Annotated in this window: 17 protein-coding genes; 9 read left to right on the top strand and 8 right to left on the bottom strand. The window is 65.1% G+C overall.

Annotated features, from left to right (window positions below; translation table 11 throughout):
- The first annotated feature begins 521 nt into the window (after positions 1-521).
- Entirely contained in the window at positions 522-2,945 is a 2,424-nt protein-coding gene (locus tag NU1_RS08130) for a DEAD/DEAH box helicase (protein WP_245719995.1), read from the top strand.
- A gap of 183 nt (positions 2,946-3,128) precedes the next feature.
- Here the strand turns inward: NU1_RS08130 and NU1_RS08125 are convergent, their stop codons facing one another.
- Complete coding sequence (locus NU1_RS08125; protein ID WP_067518988.1) at positions 3,129-3,965, bottom strand: DUF4429 domain-containing protein; 837 nt, start codon at positions 3,963-3,965, stop codon at positions 3,129-3,131.
- A 173-nt stretch (positions 3,966-4,138) separates the two neighbouring features.
- Positions 4,139-4,621: a nuclear transport factor 2 family protein gene (locus NU1_RS08120; protein WP_067519095.1), complete on the bottom strand. Its 483-nt coding sequence runs from the start codon at positions 4,619-4,621 to the stop codon at positions 4,139-4,141.
- A gap of 333 nt (positions 4,622-4,954) precedes the next feature.
- Between NU1_RS08120 and NU1_RS08115 the strand changes: the two genes are divergently transcribed.
- The 6 genes from NU1_RS08115 (at position 4,955) to NU1_RS08090 (ending at position 10,012) form a co-directional block, all read left to right on the top strand.
- On the top strand, positions 4,955-5,209 hold the full coding sequence (locus NU1_RS08115) for a hypothetical protein (protein WP_157552041.1): 255 nt from the start codon (positions 4,955-4,957) through the stop codon (positions 5,207-5,209).
- A 2-nt stretch (positions 5,210-5,211) separates the two neighbouring features.
- Positions 5,212-6,219: an exonuclease domain-containing protein gene (locus NU1_RS08110; RefSeq protein WP_067518984.1), complete on the top strand. Its 1,008-nt coding sequence runs from the start codon at positions 5,212-5,214 to the stop codon at positions 6,217-6,219.
- Positions 6,216-6,968: a nucleotidyltransferase domain-containing protein gene (locus NU1_RS08105; protein WP_067518982.1), complete on the top strand. Its 753-nt coding sequence runs from the start codon at positions 6,216-6,218 to the stop codon at positions 6,966-6,968. Before NU1_RS08110 ends, NU1_RS08105 begins: the two co-directional genes overlap by 4 nt.
- Before the next feature lie 96 nt (positions 6,969-7,064).
- Positions 7,065-8,165 carry a glycine cleavage system aminomethyltransferase GcvT gene (gcvT, locus tag NU1_RS08100; protein WP_067518980.1) on the top strand — a complete coding sequence of 367 codons (1,101 nt, stop codon included), beginning with the start codon at positions 7,065-7,067 and terminating at the stop codon, positions 8,163-8,165.
- 111 nt (positions 8,166-8,276) lie between these two features.
- Positions 8,277-8,915, top strand: coding sequence for a hypothetical protein (locus NU1_RS08095; protein WP_245719994.1), 639 nt, complete (start codon positions 8,277-8,279; stop codon positions 8,913-8,915).
- Complete coding sequence (locus NU1_RS08090; RefSeq protein WP_067518976.1) at positions 8,912-10,012, top strand: branched-chain amino acid aminotransferase; 1,101 nt, start codon at positions 8,912-8,914, stop codon at positions 10,010-10,012. The genes NU1_RS08095 and NU1_RS08090 overlap by 4 nt, the downstream gene beginning before the upstream one ends.
- 238 nt (positions 10,013-10,250) lie before the next feature.
- Here the strand turns inward: NU1_RS08090 and NU1_RS08085 are convergent, their stop codons facing one another.
- Complete coding sequence (locus NU1_RS08085; RefSeq protein ID WP_067518974.1) at positions 10,251-10,661, bottom strand: Rv1352/Rv1906c domain-containing protein; 411 nt, start codon at positions 10,659-10,661, stop codon at positions 10,251-10,253.
- Between the two features lie 171 nt (positions 10,662-10,832).
- On the opposite strand from NU1_RS08085, the gene NU1_RS08080 reads away from it, so the two are divergent.
- Positions 10,833-11,189: a hypothetical protein gene (locus NU1_RS08080; protein WP_067518972.1), complete on the top strand. Its 357-nt coding sequence runs from the start codon at positions 10,833-10,835 to the stop codon at positions 11,187-11,189.
- Here NU1_RS08080 and NU1_RS08075 read toward each other — a convergent pair whose 3' ends face one another.
- From NU1_RS08075 to NU1_RS08055, 5 genes are all read right to left on the bottom strand, one after another.
- Complete coding sequence (locus NU1_RS08075) at positions 11,190-11,903, bottom strand: MBL fold metallo-hydrolase (protein ID WP_067518970.1); 714 nt, start codon at positions 11,901-11,903, stop codon at positions 11,190-11,192. It abuts the gene before it with no gap.
- Positions 11,904-12,361: 458 nt separating this feature from the next.
- Positions 12,362-13,228 (bottom strand): alpha/beta fold hydrolase, encoded by an 867-nt coding sequence (locus NU1_RS08070; RefSeq protein ID WP_067518968.1) that lies wholly within the window; start codon positions 13,226-13,228, stop codon positions 12,362-12,364.
- 20 nt (positions 13,229-13,248) lie between these two features.
- Positions 13,249-14,736: a homoserine O-acetyltransferase/O-succinyltransferase family protein gene (locus NU1_RS08065; RefSeq protein ID WP_157552040.1), complete on the bottom strand. Its 1,488-nt coding sequence runs from the start codon at positions 14,734-14,736 to the stop codon at positions 13,249-13,251.
- Between the two features lie 266 nt (positions 14,737-15,002).
- Positions 15,003-15,980, bottom strand: a complete 978-nt coding sequence (locus tag NU1_RS08060; protein WP_067518965.1) for a carbohydrate kinase family protein — start codon at positions 15,978-15,980, stop codon at positions 15,003-15,005.
- 455 nt (positions 15,981-16,435) lie between these two features.
- A complete protein-coding gene (locus NU1_RS08055; RefSeq protein WP_067518963.1) occupies positions 16,436-16,786 on the bottom strand; it encodes a HesB/IscA family protein in 351 nt (116 codons plus the stop codon).
- Between the two features lie 367 nt (positions 16,787-17,153).
- Between NU1_RS08055 and NU1_RS08050 the strand changes: the two genes are divergently transcribed.
- On the top strand, positions 17,154-17,795 hold the full coding sequence (locus NU1_RS08050) for a DUF3043 domain-containing protein (RefSeq protein ID WP_067518962.1): 642 nt from the start codon (positions 17,154-17,156) through the stop codon (positions 17,793-17,795).
- Positions 17,796-17,955: the final 160 nt, after the last annotated feature.

The raw sequence follows: 17,955 nt of genomic DNA, 5'->3' as shown, positions 1-17,955 counted from the left end.
CGGCGTCCGGAGTGGACGATCGGATGATTCTCGCGACGTCACCGCTGTCGCCGATTGCGCTCGCGTCTATCGTCGAACCAGTCTCGGGTACCGAGTTGGCCCCAGCGCCTACCAAATCCGGTGCACCACAATGGGATCAAGTGATCGACTACTATCGCCACTGCCTCCAGTCCGAGGGTGATTCGTGGTTGTCGGTTGACGATATCGACGAAACCTACATCTGTTTGCAGGGCAAGGAGCGGCTGCTGGTCGGAGCGATGGATTCCGACCATTCGATGGAGGTTCCGCCGGAGGCAAAGGATTTCGTCGTCGGCGTCACTGGAGCGCACGAACAGCTCTGGGCCGGGTATCCCGCCGTCGTCGTCACAAACCGGCTGCGGCGCAACCAGCGTGGCAATCGCATACGTCCTACGTTCGCACCGTTGCTTATTCGTAGGGTCGAGCTGGTCCAATCCGCAGGGGAGACCAGGCTAGCCCCTGCTGGACCGCCAATTCCACATCCAGCGATTCTCCAGGAGTTCATGACCGCCGACGAGGCGGCCGCGTTCGTCCAGAGCTATCAACCGACCTGGCATGCCGGTGAGTACGCTCGGATGGGTTACGACCTGATGCAGTTGCTCCGCAACGATTTTGAGATCGGATCGGTCGACGACCCGGAACCGGATGACCTCAAGCCTTCCATAGACGTGGATACCTCCAACGACGGCGCGCGCAATGTCGCGGTGCTGTTCCGTATGCCATCCGTCGAATCCGGCCCGAACAAGCAGCTGCTCAAAGACCTCGTCGAGATTGCCGGCCGGGTGCCCGAGATCGCCTCGACGGCGCTTGCCGCGCTCGCACCCGATCATGCGAGCCGTCCTGGCGCCAACGGTGACATCTCGTCGGTCCGGTTGGTGACTCCACTGCACTGCAACGAATCTCAGGAAGCGGTGATCCGGTCTGCGATGGTCCAGCCACTCACCGTCGCCACCGGACCACCGGGCACGGGGAAGAGCCAGCTGGTGGCGAACCTCGTGGCGACCGCAATCGCCAACGAGCAGACGGTGCTGGTCGCTTCCACGAACAACAAAGCCGTGGACGAGGTGTGGCAACGCTGCGAGGGACTCTTGCCGGGCACCGTTGTCCGGACCGGTAATCGTGAGGCTCAGAGGGAAACTCAGACCGGGCTGACTAATCTGACACGGCTGGAGTCGCCGCGGACGAACTTGCAGACCGCGCTATTGAATATCGATGCCGCGCTAGCGGCACGCGACGACCATCGAGTGACACTGGCCCGCGTAGCGGACATTGAGCTCCGGTTGCTGGACTCGGCCCAACGGCGCAGCGCGCACGGGGAACGGCTGTCGCTGGACGACGGGCAGATTCTCGCATTGTTCCGGGCCCACGATCCAGCCTGGGTAGTCCGGAAAGCCAAAGCTGTCAACCGTATTCCATTAATCGCAGCATGGCGTTCCCGGCGATTGCTGCGCCGATTGGGGGTTCCCGTCGGCGCAGCGGCGACGCTCGCTCAGTCCACCTCACTGCTCGAGCTTGCCGCAGCGGAAATCGATTGGCGAGCAGCTCAGAACGAGAACGATGCGCGATCGGCTGACCATCAACTGGTTGAGGTGATGGATGCTGCCGAAGCGGCAGTGCAATCTGCGTCGATGACGTTGCTGGACACATCCGTCCGCGCCGCCGCCAGTGCGGGACGTCGTCAATTGGATGCGCTACTGAACCACCGGCCCGACAGCAGCGATTGGGGTCCCAAGACCGCCGCACTGCGCGGCGCGCGGGCCTGGGCGGTCACCGCTCTGTCGGCTCGCGCCTTCCCACCGAAACCAGGCTTGTTCGACCTGGTGGTGATCGACGAGGCGAGCCAGTGCTCGATACCGGCCGTCCTGCCGCTGCTGTTTCGAGCCAGACGAGCCCTGATCATCGGTGACCCCATGCAGCTCAACCATATTGCGCTCGTCGACGCGCAAGGTGACGCCGCCGCTCAGCACATCGCGCAAATCTCGGCGACCTGGCTGGACCGCCACGACATGTCGTATCCGCGGCACTCGGCGTTCCACGCGGCCGCCCGCGCTTATGGCGACAGCATGCTGCTTGACGAACACTTTCGATGCCATCCACGGATCGCGGAGGTCGCCAACCGACTGTTCTACAACGGACGTCTGACCGTGATGACGGATGTGCGGGCACGGCCTGGCGGTGATGGTGTAGCGCTGAGATGGCATGACGTACTCGGCGCCGCCGAACGAGCCCGCAAAGGATCGTGGCACAACGCCGATGAGGTGCGGGCGGTTGTGGAACTGATCGGCGTTCTGTTCGAATCCGGAGAGCTCTCGGACACCACGACTATCGGCGTCGTGACACCGTTCAGACCTCAAGCGCAGGCCATCGAGGAGCTGGTGGGCGGGGACGATCGCATCAAAGTCGGTACCGTGCACACGTTTCAGGGTGGCGAACGAGACGTGATGATCTTCTCTCTCGTCGCAACGCCCGATATGCCGAGAGGATCGATCGATTGGATCGATAAGCAGCCCAACCTGTGGAATGTCGCCATTACCCGGGCACGATCGCAGCTGCACATCGTCGGCGACGGCCGCGTCTGGGACGAACGTCGAATCGGGCAGGAACTCAGGGCCGCCGCCGACGGTGGCGACTTCGCGACCGGGGAATCCAGCGAGCTCTTGATGCGGTTGCACCGCTGGCTCACCGACCGAACGCGTACTGATATTGAGTACGGAACCCGCGTCTTCGGCCACCACACCGATGCCTTGGAAAAGCACCATGACGGAGCTGATCAGGCATACATCCTCGACTCCGGGTCGGTCGACGACGATCCCAGCCGTCATCTCCGATTGATGTTGCAGCGCACTCGTCTACGACACGATCCGGAACGTGGGGTGTATGCATCCAGAATTCCGGCTTGGACGTTGTTCGCGCCGCCGTCGGCATAGCTGCTGTTCGTCGGCATAGGCACGCTGGGCACCGATTCAATGGCAGGCGGTAGGTGGCATCGGGCACAGAGACCTCCGGTGCCACCTGTATTCGATCGCCGGCGCGTCCCGCCTGCTGCCCTACCGGTGAGTCCAGGACGGGCGTACGCGGTCATTCGTTTGTCCGGCCGGGATACCAGGCAGCTACAGCCTGCCGAGCAGTTCGGTCTTCTTGCGCTGGAACTCGTCCTCGGACAGTACGCCGGCGTCGCGCAGTTCGCCGAGGCTCCGCAGCGTGGTGAGGATGTTCTCGGCGGTCACCAATGGCTCCCCGGCTATGGCCGGTGTGGCGGTGGATCCCTGCGGGGCGGGCTCGGCGGCGCGGAGCCTGGCCAACTCGACACGGACGGCGGCCGCGAACGGCAGCGTTGTGTCGATGTCTTGGGTCCATTCGCCGAAGATCATTGTGGTGGAACGAGAGTCGCGCCGCCGCACCCGTAGGGAGCTGGTTCCCCACCCCGAGAAGGTCCAGTCCACCCCTTCCAAGGCGACCAGGTCGAAGGTCTTATCAGGCTTGCCGCTCTCGCTCCGGCCGAACGTGATTGTCCTGCCGTCGAAGGACACGTGTCCGTCTTCACCCTCGAAGGTCAATGGAGGGGGCGGCCCGAACACGAGGTACTCGGGCGATGGGCGATCGGCATCCGGATTGAGGGCGATCCTGTCTCGCAAGTAGCCGGCGTAGTACCCTGCCAGCTCCTGTTTGTCGCGGGCGACCACGAGCCGGTACGGTTCGGCCTTCTCCGGCAGCTGCCCGGCAGCGGCGTCGGTGAACGGGCACGCTCCAGGGCGGAGCTTGAGGCGCAGTACACCCTCCTTGCGGCCCGCGTTGAATGTCACTCCTGCCAACGCCCGCTCCGGGACTACCAGCTCGCCGAGTCGACGAAGCAGCTTGTGTGCGGGTCGCTTCGGGAGATACTGCATCCGGATCGCGTCAGCCCCGAACGCCCACGACCCATTCGTGCCGACCAGTTCCAGATCCACGCAATCCCCTGCTCATACCGACGTTATCGCGTCCTCGACGGTACCGGAACCCGATTCGCCGAAGCCTTGCGCAACGTGGCAGCCATGTCTTGACATAAAGGGGAGCCATGAGGGGTGTGTTCGCGAGTTGGGAACTCGGGCCGCCCGGGCCTGCGTCGGCGCGATCCGAGTGATCAGCGGAATCGTCGTGTGCTCGAGTCGCTTCGATCATGCTCGGTTGCCGGTGGGTCGAATGCCTGGGCGACCGCGAGGCTGTCTTCGTAGACGTGATGGCGGGTGATGAGGCCGTTGTCGACAGTGAGGTGCAGGGCGAATCGGGATCGGTAGGCGTGGCCGGTGGATCGGGCTGTTTGGCGGATTTCCCCCAGCACCACCGCGTCTGGGCCGTCGACCAGAATGTGTTCGATCACGGTGCCGACCTCCTCGGGCACGTGGCAGCGGACGATCTCGCGATAGTGCTCGGCCGCGTCGGCGCGCGTAGAGCGGTGCCGAATCCACGGCGTTGCGGCGCGGCCGTGCTCATGTTCGGGCCAATTCAGCTTCCAGTCGCTGACGGGGGCGTAGAGGGCGGCGACAGTGTCCGGGGCACCCGCGCCGATTCGACGGAGCAGCTCCTCGACGAGGACGCGGGTGGGGTTTGCCGCGATGTTGTTCATATCGGCCACAATGCACGAGGGGGTCACGAGCGTCGATTACCCGCAAGGTAATGCCGCTCGTCCCGATCTTCCGCCCGCCGTGCGGCCTGAGCCCGCAGGGATTGTCGTGGGTTCACTGGACACTTCTAGCGGCCGGCCACGCGCACCGCGACGTCAGTCTCCAACGATGCCAACGGATCTTGGCTGCGCCGTCCGACGCCAGAGTTCTTCGGCAGCCGCCGTCAGGGTGCACTGGTGGAGCCCAGGCGCGCCATCGTCGAATAGCGGTTGGCTGTCGGGCCCATGGTCTACGGTGTCCCGTGCAGGCCGTCCGCGAACACACACCGGAGCGTGATGAGCACCCCAGCGCAAGCTGTTCTCGAACTCGTGTTTGTACTGAATAAGGTTGACGAACGGTTCGTTGTCTGGAATGCGAATATTGATCAGTACAAGGGGATTTCGCAGCTATCGGGGGCGTGGGTGTTCGAGCCGGGGTGGAGTGGTGCGGTGGCTTCGTCGGTCGGTGGATACCGGGTGGTCGGACGTGAAGGGGTAGTGGTTGAGCAGGGTGAGCCCTCCGCCCAGCCGTTGCCATTGATGGTGCGGTGAGTATGGCGGGACTGTCGTTCGCCGCTATCGATGTCGAGACCGCGAATGCCTCGCGGGGGAGTATTTGCGCTGTGGGGATTTCGGTGGTGCTGGACGGCGTGCGGGTGGCTACGCGGTCCTGGTTGTGTCGTCCGCCTGCCTCCGTGGATTTCTTTGCGTACCACAATGTTCGGGTGCACGGGATCTCGGCGCACATGGTTGCCTATGAGCCGGAGTTCGCGGAGCGGTGGCCGGGGGTGGTGGAGGTTGTCGCGGATCTTCCTTTGGTTGCGCATAATGCCGGGTTCGATAGTGGAGCTGTTCGGGAGGCTTGCGGGCTCAGCGGGATCGATTCTCCCAGTTGGGAGTTCAGCTGCAGCTTGGCGCTGGCTCGGCGACACCTCGATCTCGATAGCTACCGGTTGCCGCATGTAGCGGAGGCGTTGGGTGTCGAGTTGATTTCGCATCACAATGCCGCTGCCGATGCTCAGGCGGCGGCGGACATTGTGGTGGCTTTGGCACGGCGGGCCGGGGTGGGGTCGTTGGCGGAGCTCGAGCGGATGGGGGAGATGCGGGTTGGGCGGGCGCCTCGGCGGGCGAAGCGGGAAGCGGCTGTGCCTCGGGAGCGGCGGGCCTACTTCGGGCGCGAGGAATTGGTTATGCCGGAGGTTTTCGGGACTGATCCGGGGCATCCGCTGTATGGGCAGATCGTGGTGTTCACGGGGGATCTCGCGGGGATGAGTCGGCAGCAGGCGTGGGATGCGATTGCCGCCTGCGGGGCTGTGCCTGCGAAGAATGTGACTCGGCGGACTACCTGTTTGGTTGTCGGGGACGGGTTTTCGGGGGATGACGCTGGGATGTTCACTACGACCAAGGCGCGCCGGGTGGTGGAGTTGCGGGCTAAGGGGCATCGGATCGATGTTTTGGACGAGGGGCGGCTGGTTTCGTACCTCGGATCGACGGTTACATCGGTGGGCTCGGCGCGTCAGCGGGACTCGGAGGGCTCTCCGCAGTATCAATCGATGTCATGAAGTATGCCGACGAAGAATTTCAGGAGTACGTCGCCGACCAGCTCGCTGTGCTGCCTGCGGTGGAAGCGGTCGCGCTCGGTGGTTCCCGCGCTCAGGGGACCCATGCGCCGGATAGCGACTGGGACTTCGGTGTCTACTACCGCGGTGATTTCGATCCCGCCGATCTGCGGGCGATTGGCTGGGAAGGGCAGGTTTTCGGCGTCGGTGAGTGGGGCGCGGGGGTCTTCAACGGTGGTGCGTGGTTGAGCATCGACGGTCGCAAGGTCGATCTGCTCTACCGCGATCTCGATGTCGTCGAGCATGAGCTGGCGGAGGCTGAGGCGGGGCGGTTCCATTGGGAGCCGTTGATGTTTCATTTGGCGGGCATCCCTAGTTATCTTGTCGTCGCCGAGCTGGCTGTGAACAAGGTGCTGCGCGGTGAGCTGCCAAGCCCGAGCTTTCCTGAGCCGCTGCGAGAGTCGGCTCCGCGGCAATGGCGCGAACGAGCGAGTATGACCCTCGAGTACGCCAAGAGCGCTTGTGCCCCGCGCAACCAAGTCACCGAAGTCGCGGGAGCCATTGCCACAGCCGCGATATATACGGCGCACGCCATTCTGGCGGGACGCGGGGAGTGGGTTTTGAATGAGAAGCGGATGCTTGCCCGCGCTGGGCTGCGGAAGGTGGACCAGATCGTGGCCGGGCTGCGGTCCGATCCGGAATCGCTGACGCAATCGATTACCGAGGTGGAACGGATGTTCAGCGAAATCTGAACGGCTCGATAGCGAACTGTCATCACTATCGACGCTGGTCGGGCGGTTTTGGTTCCGCTGAGCCGGAGGTCGACCTCGGGCCGATAAGCTGCACTGGTGACCGACGAGAAGCTGCTGCAGGGACCTATCCACGCCGTTCATGTCGAGCTCGGCGCTACCTTCGCACCGTTCGGGGGGTGGGAGATGCCGGTTTCTTATGCGGGGACCGTGGGGGAGCACACTGCTGTTCGGACTGCTGTCGGCCTCTTCGACGTCAGCCACCTGGGTAAGGCGACCATCAAGGGCTCCGGGGCGGCTGCCTTCGTGAACTCGGCGCTGAGTAACGACCTCGGTCGGATTCGGCCCGGTAAGGCGCAGTACACGCTGTGCTGCACGCCTGATGGTGGCGTGATCGATGACCTGATTGCCTACTACGTCTCTGATGACGAGATCTTCCTCGTGCCCAATGCCGCTAATACCGCGGCCGTGGTCGCTGAGTTGCAGAAGGTCGCGCCGGAGGGGCTGAGCATTGCCGATGAGCATCGTGAGTATGCGGTGTTCGCCGTGCAGGGGCCGAAGTCGGCTGAGGTGCTGACGGCGCTCGGGCTGCCTACGGACATGGAGTACATGGCCTACACCGATGCTGAGTGGGATGGGCGGCCGGTTCGGGTGTGCCGTACCGGCTACACGGGTGAGCACGGGTATGAGCTGCTCCCGCGTTGGGCTGATGCCGAGGCGGTGTTCCGCGCCCTGGTCGCGCAGGTGCAGGCCGCCGGTGGTCAGGCCGCTGGACTCGGCGCGCGTGACACCCTGCGCACCGAGATGGGTTACCCGTTGCACGGGCATGAGCTGTCGGTGGAAATCTCCCCGCTTCAGGCGCGCACCGGTTGGGCGGTCGGTTGGAAGAAGCCCGAGTTCTGGGGCAAGGACGCTCTCGTCAAGGAGAAGGCCGAGGGGCCGCGGCGGATTCTGTTGGGGCTGAAGGCGCTTGATCGTGGTGTGTTGCGGCAGGGGCAGGCTGTGATGCGGGGTGACGAGCAGGTGGGGGAGACCACCTCCGGGACCTTCTCGCCCACCCTCAAGGTCGGTATCGCGCTCGCCCTCCTCGACACCGCCGCCGGAATCGAACCGGGTGCCGAGGTCGAGGTCGATGTGCGTGGTCGTCGGCTGCGGTGTGAGGTCGTGAAGCCGCCGTTCGTTGCGCCGAATACCGCCTGATCAACCGGGCTGAGCGGTCGCACATCGCCGGACGTATGCGGATCTTCGCGGACCGGGTCGACGTGCGACCGCTCACGGATTTGTCTGTCGCTTCAGGTATCCGCGAGACTCATGATCGTGTCGCGTATAGACGAGGTCAGTCAGGGTCGGTTGGCTTGGACCACAGTGGATCTCATCGACATCGAGGACTCCACGGCGCTGCCGCTGCGTAATGCCCTGGAACAGTTCGGTATTCAGGTCAACTATGTGGCGATCGGTCAGCCACGGCACCTGGTTGCGGTGCTCGGTGGTGAGCGGCCCGTGGCCCCGTATGTGATCGTGTGCTGCCACGGTGTGGACGATTCGATCGTGCTGCCGGAACTCGGTGGCGAGTTGGCCGCGCAGCAGCCGTTCAATGGCAAGCTGGGGCCCGCAGAAGTGCGTCAGCATCTTCGATTCCAGGGCAGTGCCGTGCTGTCGCTCGGATGCGATACCGGCAATGCGGAACTTGCCCGGGCATTCCTCGATAGCGGTGCCAACCACTACATCGCGCCGACCGACTCGCCGTACGGGCACGCCAGTCTGTTCGCCGCGCTGTATTTGTTCTACGAGCTCACCCAGGAGCGGTCGCTAGAGGAAGCTGTCCGGCGATTGAGCGGCCATGACGACGAGTTGGCTATGTGGCGGATGTACTCCGCGCAGCCGATTCGACAGAGTGGGGTGGGTGGCAGCCACCAGCTCCGAACCGGCGAATTAAACTCCGGGTTATGACTGTTGCCGCGCAATTCACCCGTACCCCGCACCCGGCCCCGACCTCGGCGGAGCGGCGACAGGAGATTCTCGCGGCACCTGGTTTCGGACGGTTTTTCAGCGATCACATGGTGTCGATCGACTATGTCGGTGGCGAATGGGTCAATGCGGAGGTACTGCCGTACAGCCCCCTGTCGATGGATCCGTCGACCATGGTGTTCCACTACGGGCAGGCGATCTTCGAGGGGTTGAAGGCGTACCGGCAGGCCGACGGGAGTATCGCTACCTTCCGGGTGGATGCCAATGCGGCGCGGTTCCAGCGGTCGGCCAAGCGGATGGCTATGGCGCAACTGCCGGAGGAGTTGTTCATCGAGTCGATTCGGCAGCTGCTCGCGGTGGATGGGGAGTGGGTGCCGCCCGCAGGGGGTGAGGAGTCGCTGTATTTGCGGCCGTTCATGTTCGCCACCGAGGCGGGGCTGGGTGTGAAGCCCGCCGATGGGTACAAGTACCTGCTGCTCGGGTCGCCTGCGGGCGCGTACTTCGCGGGTGGGTTGCAGCCGGTGCGGGTGTGGCTGTCCACGGAGTTCGTGCGGGCCGCGCCGGGTGGAACCGGGGAGGCGAAGGTGGCGGGGAACTACGCTGCCTCGCTGTTGGCGCAGCAGGAGGCCGCGGCGCAGGGGTGCGATCAGGTGGTGTGGCTGGACGCCTGCGAGCGCACGTACGTCGAGGAGATGGGGACCAACAACCTGTTCTTCGTGTTCGGCAGTGGGTCGGATGCGCGGCTCGTGACGCCGGAGCTGTCCGGATCGCTGCTGCCGGGGATTACCCGCGACTCACTGATCACCCTCGCCGCCGATTCGGGATACAAGGTCGAAGAGCGCAAGATCTCCGTGGCGGAATGGCGCACCGGCGTCGAATCCGGTGCGATCACTGAGGTTTTCGGGTGCGGGACCGCGGCCGTGGTTATTCCGGTCGGGACGGTGCAGTCGGCCGAGGGTGAGTTCACCATTGGCGACGGGCAGCCCGGCGAGGTCACCATGGCATTGCGGGAGACGCTCACCGGAATTCAGCGGGGCACCTTCGCGGATAGCCACGGATGGATGCGGACGCTGGCCTGAGCGCTGAATCGGACTGAGCGGTCACACATCTCGGTCGACGTCGCGATGTGTGACCGGTCAGGTCGTTGCGGGAGCTTTCCGTCATTCCGGGGAGTGTTGGCTGGAGTCCACCAGACTCAGCTCATGAGTGGGGTGTGGATCCCGGCCAAAAGCATGCCGGGATGACGGGGGCGTCTCTGTCTGGATGACGAGGCTCAGCCATGATGGCGGCGAGCTTCAGTCATTCTGGAGGCGAACGCTAGCCCTGTTCGGCGGAGGTAGCCGACCCGGTCGTATTCGACGCCGATCCGGTCGGGAATCCACTCGACCCGGTCGGAAACTCGGTGGTGGTCTTCAGTTTCCACGTCCCGCAGCCCACGGTGTAGAACGCGACGTCACCGGACTTGATCTCCACTGTCGCCTTGCCGTTCAGCGCGCCGCCGGTTTCGAGCATGGCGCTCAGCTCCGGTGTCTTCGCGTTCAGCCGCGCCCACGCGCACGCCTTGACCGCGGTGGTCGTGGTGTAGACGCCGGGCTTGATATCCACGCCGACCTGGAAGGTGCCGTCGGAGCCGATAATGCCGGTGGCGGTGGCCTGTGCCGGTGCGGCCGTGGCCAGGACTGCCGCGGCGGCGAGGGCTGCGCCGTTGAGCCACAGGGTTTTACGCATAGTTACTGGGTCCTTCCCCGACGGGTTGTGGACGCGCCGAGGTGGAGCGACCCCCAACCCAAGTTGTGAAACGAAAGCGTTTCGCAAACTAGCGGATGTGGGGCCTCGGGGTGGGCTTTTCGCGAAATCCGGGCCGCGACCTGCTCGGCATCGGCACGTACGTTGGAAGGGGTGAGTTATGAATACGTGGTGCTGCCGGAGGGGGTTGTCGCGGCGGCGGGGGATGTGCCCTCGTATGTGCGTGCGCAGCAGGGCATTCCGGTCACCGCCAATATGCTGTTCGTCGTTCATGTGCTGCGGATGTGGAATGACGAACTGCCGGTGATCCATCGGCATGCCGTGCTGCATATCGAAGCGGCGGGGAATGCCGTGCGTGTCACTCCGGCCGACAGTTTCGACCGGCGAAGAACCCGGAGTATGGCGGTTGACAGTGCGGCGGCGGTTATTCGGCGCGTGTTGGAGACCGCGACCCGGGGGCTCGGGTACGAAATCTACGATGCCGAACGGCAACTGCTGTGGGTGCCGTGATCAGCCGGGCATGAACATCTGCCACTCGTCCAGGGTCTTCGGGCGCATGACGTAGTTCTTGTCGCGGACGGTGGACAGGGTCGCGCTGGGCTCCTCGGAATACCAGTGGCCGGGGTACACCACCGGATCACCTTTCAGGCCGGCGAGATACCGGAGGCTGTGGAACATCGCCTCGGAATCGCCACCCGGGAAATCGGTGCGGCCGCAACCGTCCACGAAGAGGGTGTCGCCCGCGATGAGGCGGTCCTCGAACAGGAAGCACTGGCTGCCCGGCGTATGCCCGGGGGTGTGCAGCAGTTCGATCTCGAAGCCGCCGACCGCCACCTTGTCGCCGTGCTCGTGTCCGGTCAGCTCACTCGGCGCGATATCGGTGACCTGCGCGACCCACGACAGCTCCTCCTTGTTGACGTGCACCGGCACATCGACGTTCTCCAAGAGTTCCTTGACCCCGCGCAGCGTGAAACCGAGCATGGTGCCGCCGACATGATCGGGATGGTGATGGGTGGCCAGTACACCGCTCAACCGCATGCCGTCGGCCTCGGCGATCTCCACCAGATCGCTCGCCGCGTACGCCGGATCGACGACCACGCACTCGCCGGAATCGCGATCGCCGATCAGGTACGCGAAATTGCGCATCTGGGTGGCGATCGGGTCGCCCACGGCCCAATCTCGCCCGGCGAGCAGTTGACGGAAGTACAAACGGTCGGATGCCATACACCACACCCTAGGGCGCGACGGTGGGGTGTAAACACCGACTCCTACCAGCCGATCCTTATGCGAGGTGCCAGGTATGGACGATGAACCGGTGGCGGGATGCTCTCGCGCATCGCCGCCACCTGTTCGTAGTGATCGTTTGTCCAGGTCGTGGGAGTGGTGGCTCGCCAGAACCACGTGTGTTCGACGCGATGTCCTTCAGGCGGATTGGAGTGCGGTCGGAAGTACCGCACGTTGCGTGACCGAAGGCCCGGTCATCCCGGCTCGCGTCGTAGCCGTGATCCACACGGAGGCTCGGACCTTCGGGCGTGGATTCCGGCCAAAAGCACGCCGGAATGACGAGGGGCTCAGCGGCCGGTGTTCTTGGCCAGCCGGAACGATGAGGGGGTTCGTCGCTGGTGCTCTTGGCCAGCCCGGAATAGCGAAGGGGTTACCCGGCGCTGCTCTTGGCTTGCCGCCTAGTCGTCGAGGACCTCGTGCAGTTTCGCTGCGAAAGCGTCCGGGTCGCCGGTCATGCCGTACTCGCCGCCGAGGAAGCCGTCATGGCCGCCGGGGAATACTACCGGCTGCAGGCCGAGGCGTTCGGCGACGGCTTCGGCCGAGCGGCGGGCCAGTTCGCCTTCCGCTTCGACGCCGATGCCCACGACAATGCGGGTCGGTGCCGCGCGCAGGGCGTTGAAGTCGAGGTTGTAGTGGGTGCAGGTGACGAGGTTCTGGGCGAGCAGTACGTCATCGCGGTTGCCGTCGTCTTCGGTGGGCAGGCCGAAGGTGGCGGGGTCGGCGGGCGGCTGGTTCGTGAAGAAGTCGGCGGGGATCTCGCCTTTATGGGAGACGATGGCGATGAACTTCGCCATGCCCGGGCCGATACCGTCGCGCTCGTAGGTCTCTCGGATATCCATGACCGCTGCGAGGGCGTTCTCCCGGTCGGGGAGGTTTTGCGCGGCGGGGGGTTCGTGTGCGACCAGGGTGCGGACCTGTTCGGGGTGCGCGGTTACCAGGGCGAGGCCATTGACCGCGCCGCCGCTGCTGGCGAAGATATCGACCGGTCCGCCGATTTCGGTGATGAGGCGGCTGAGGTCTTCGGCGTGCAGCTCGGGTGTCGATTCGCGCGCCTTATCGGTCCGGATGCTGCGCTCCACCCCGCGCGGGTCGTAGGTGACCACTGTGCGATCGCTGAAATGCCCGGACAGGGTGCCGAAACCCCCAGCGTCCATGGGGGATCCGATCAGCAACAGGATCGGCTTATCGGACGCCTCGGCCTCGCGCACATCATAGGTGAGGGTGGCGCCGGGCACCTCGAGCGTGTGGGTTTTCGGGTCGGTCATGGTCGCTCCTTCCGCGATGTCTATTGGGTAGACGGGTGGGCGTACCGAAAATCATCGGCCGGATTCGACACCATTTCGGCAGGCGCGCCGGGTCGGGCGTCGGCGATGGCGCGAATCCAATTGGCGAAGAACAGCGTCGAATCCGCGGACCAATCCGCGGACACCTCGGTGTAGTCCGACGGCAGCGGGAAGTCGTCGAGCAGTGCCGGATCGAAGCTGGTGCGCAGGCCGACCGCCTGGTCGAGCAGTCGGTCCTCGGTATCGCGGGAGAAGTAGCGCTGCGGGATATCGGGGAACGGACGCCGAGCGTCGGTGAGCCACCGGCGCAGATCGCGGCGGTATTCACGGGCCATGGTGTCGGACAGGTATTCCGGGTGGCCCTGGATGAAGACGCGGCGCAGGCCGTCGGGGCCGGTGGCGAGATGCCATTCGGCGTCGGCGGAATCGAGCAGGACGGTGACGTCGGCGGCGCGGAGGTCGGCGGAAGTCATGACGTTCCAGCGGGAATGGGGTACGCGGACGGGGGTGCTGAGTCCGGAGACCAGGGTGTGGGCGGTGTCCTCGGTCGGATACGGGCCGTGCATGACATGCGGTTCGGTGAGGTCGTACTCCTCGGCCCGGCCGTAGTCATCGGCGTACAGCGCGGGCGTGTGCACCCAGTGGTCGAATACCCCGTGCTCCCGTCGCGGCAGTCGGTGCCGACGCAGCCCGTACTCCAAATGCAGTGCGGCATGGGCGGAATGGCAGGAGAACAGCAGTGAGGTCGCGTCGGAGCATTCGCGCATGATGCGGTCGATGATCGCGAGGCACGGTTCGTCGGCGATATCGGGCACGGTCGGTTCGCTGCCGCTGATGATCAGCGCATCCATCTCGGCCAATGCCGCCCAGTCGACGGCCTCGACCGGTCCGAGCGGGTCGATGCCGAAAACGCTTATCTCCACGTCATATTCGGGGTCGATGCGCGCCGTGTCGGTGTACGGCATCTCGAGGTACATCACGAACTCGCGTGACAGCGAGCGGTCCGACCGGTGCGGTGCGATCGCGATCGGCTCGATGGCGACCGAGAAGTCCGCGACTCCTGAGCCCTTCCTGCTTTGTTCCGGATGGCGCGCTGAGCTTGCGCCTGCGGAGTCGGGTTCGGGATGACTCGTGGTGGTTGCGCCCACGGGGTTGTGCGGGTGGCTTGCGAAGCCTGCGCCCGCGTAGTTGTGTTTCGGGCGGCTCGTAGTGCTTGCGCCTGCGTGGTTGCTGTCCGGACTGCCCACGGCACTTGCGCCCGCGCGGGCGCTTTCCGGAGGATCCGCGATGGTTGTGCTCGTCTGGTTGCCCAGCCGGGGGTCAGGGAGAATCGCACCCCACCCGGTGTCCTGCTGCGGCAGCGCTTCGCCCCCGAAGCCCGTGGCGCGCACCCCCAGTCGCGCCGCCGCGCCGAGTACCGCCTCCGCGAATACCCGCCGCGTCATACTCTCCGGTCGCTGCGAAATCAGATCCACAATTCCGATTCGCACGCATGACGGCGTGGCGCCAGTTGACGCAAACACTGTCCTCAATCCCTCGGGTAGGAGCGCGATCGTCGTTGATCGCGAAGATCAAGCTAGTGCCGCGTCGAGAAAGGTCGGCGCGAAACTCGCCGGAAGAACGGGGCAGGTTTTCGCGGCGATCTCTCCGGGCGCGGCACTGGGGCCGGTGATCGAGCACACGGCGAAAGGCCCCGCACGTTGATCACTCGGATCAGTGTGCGGGACCGAGAAGTCCAGCGGGGGTCAGGGAGGTGTCAGCGAAGAATCTGTTCGATTTCCGCCGCGGCCTCCGAACCGTAGGCGGCGCGCAGACGTTTCAGCGCCACATCGTGATCGAGGGTCCATTCCTGGGTGCCAACGGTTTCCAGGATGAGCACGGCAATGAGCGAACCCAGCTGCGCCGAACGCTCCAGGCTCAGCCCGCCGGTGTGGGCGGTGAGGAAGCCCGCGCGGAAGCCGTCGCCGACGCCGGTGGGATCGACCCGGGAGGTATCGGGGACCACATCGACATGGAGTTCGGTGCCGTCCTTGTCGACGATCAGCGCGCCCTTCGCGCCGAGCGTGGTGACGCGAATGCCGACGCGCTCGCCGATCTCCGCGGCGGTGAGGCCGGTCTTCTGCACCAGCAGGCCCCACTCGTACTCATTGGTGAAAAGGTATGCGGCACCGTCGATCAGGCGCAGCGCCTGCTCGCCGTCGAGGCGGGCCAGCTGCTGGGAGGGATCGGCGGCGAAGGGGATACCGGCGGCGCGCGCCTGCTCGGTGTGCAGCAGCATGGCGTCGGGATCGTTCGCGCCGACCAGGACGAGGTCGAGATCGAGATCGTGCGACTGCGCCAGGTCGCCGATGGAGATTTCGCGGGCCTCGCTCATGGCACCCGGGTAGAAGGACGCGATCTGCGCCATCGCCTCATCGGTGGTGCAGACGAAGCGTGCGGTATGCGCTGTGCTGGAGACCTTTACGGCGGAACAGTCCACGCCATGGGATTCCAGCCACTGCCGGTACTCGGCGAAATCGGCGCCGACCGCGCCGACCAGCAGCGGGGTGCGACCCAGTAGACCCATCGCATAGGTGATATTGCCCGCGACACCGCCGCGGCGCATGACCAGGTCGTCGACGAGGAAGCTCAACGACACCTGCTGCAACTGGTCGGCCAACAGCACATCGGAGAACTTGCCCGGGAAGCGCATGAGGTGATCGGTCGCGATGGAGGCGGACACGGCGATGGTCACGTGCGGAATCCTTCGGTGGTGGTTTGCGCTGTGACGACAGACGCGGGGCGGCGGTGGGGAGCGGCCGAAAAGTGGCCGCGCACACTAAAACTACACTGTCCGAGACGGACTGCTCCAGGGTTGGGCGGTCGAGTGCTGCATGTGGGGTGTTATCCCGGGCGGGCATTTGGCCGAGACCCGTTGGCTATCAGCGGTGGATTCCGGCCAAAAGCACGCCGGAATGACGGGGGTGAGTCAGGTCCGGGGTGACGGGGGTGGGTCAGGCCAGGATGACGGGGGTAGGTCACGCCGGGATGACGGGGTAGGTCACGCCGGGAGGGCGAGGGCGAGAACAGGCGGATGCCTGGGTGAGTATGGCGGAGGGAGGCCGTGGGGCTGAGTCCCTCTTGTCCTGGTCCGGCGCGGACATGAGACAGCGCGGAACCTGTCGAAGGTTCCGCGCTGGTCGGTCTACCTCAGTTGAAGCTGTCGCCGCAGGCGCAGGAGCCGGTGGCGTTCGGGTTGTCGATGGTGAAGCCCTGCTTCTCGATGGTGTCGACGAAGTCGATCGAGGCACCCTGGATGTAGGGGGCGCTCATGCGATCGACCGCGAGCTTGACGCCGCCGAACTCGACGACCAGGTCGCCATCGAGGGAGCGATCATCGAAAAAGAGCTGGTAGCGCAGGCCGGCACAACCACCCGGCTGCACAGCGATGCGCAGCGCGAGGTCATCGCGGCCTTCCTGGTCGAGCAGCGCCTTCGCCTTGAGGGCGGCGGCGTCGGTCAGAGTCGCACCGTGAGTAGTGGTGGTCTCGTTCGCAGTCATGAACTCTCCTATGGGACCTGTGTTCAATCCGTGAACAGCGCACGGCTCGACAGCTGTCAACGCCGCTTCCCCGGCGGCTTATTCCATATCCTACGCGGGACCTCGGTTCTGGATACCGCCTCCCCGCGCGCCGCTCGGCGATTGCTGCCCCGAGACCGTGTTCGAGGTGCTCGTCACCGCTGGTCGTGGGCGCTGCGCACACCGGCGATTGCGGGGTCTGAACGGGTCTATGCCCGTCATGACCGGGGGATGTGGCCGCGATGCCGGTTGACCCGGCCGAGATTATTCGCCATTCGGTCGGTGACCGACGCCATCTGAAACGGACCACGTTGTCCACGCGCGGGCGCGATCGAATAGCCTGGTCGGCGTGAAGTTCCTGCGCCGCGGCGAGTCCAGCAACACCGACGACACCACCACTACCAATGGTGCGGCCGTCGATCAGACCGTGACCCTCGGTAAAGGGCGTCCGACCCCGAAGCGTCGCGATGCCGAGGGCCGGCGTCGCGGGCCGGTCGCGCCCGCGCCGATGACCTCCAAGGAAGCGCGTGCCCGCCGCAAGGCCACGCGCGGCAGCAAGGAGGATCGCAAGGTCGCCGCCGCGCAGCGCAAGGCCGACAATGCCGACCGCCGGGCGCGCATGCTCGCCGGTGAGGAGCAGTTCCTGCTGCCGCGCGACCGCGGACCGGTCAAGGGCTATGTCCGCGATGTGGTCGACGCGCGGCGCAATCTGCTCGGACTGTTCATGCCGCTGGCGCTGGTGTTGATTCTCACCATGTTCCTATCGCCGGTGCTACAGGCGTACGTGACGATGGCGATGCTGGTGATGATGGTGTTCATGGTCGCCGAGGGCTTCCTGCTCGGGCGGATCGTGAACCGGCGGGTGCGGGAGCGGTTCCCGGATGCCACCGAATCGCCCATGTCGCTCGGGTGGTACTCGTTCGTGCGCGCCTCGCAGCTGCGCCGGATGCGTGCGCCCAAGCCGCGGGTGCAGGCGGGCGACAGCGTTTAGCCGCAATAGTTTTCGCATCGGCCCCGCATCTGAGCAGTGCTCGGGTGCGGGGCTTTCGCGTATGTCAGGGGCCCTGCGCGGACTCGTCATCCCGGCAACGGTTATCGAGGTTGACGCCGCGGTGTCGGCATACCCCCGTCATCCCGGCGTGCTTTTGGCC

The organism is Nocardia uniformis NBRC 13702, assembly GCF_001613345.1.
In the GTDB taxonomy this organism is placed as follows: domain Bacteria; phylum Actinomycetota; class Actinomycetes; order Mycobacteriales; family Mycobacteriaceae; genus Nocardia; species Nocardia uniformis.
The sequence above is the reverse complement of the archived record's forward strand: the minus strand, read 5'-3'. Positions and strand labels throughout refer to the sequence as shown.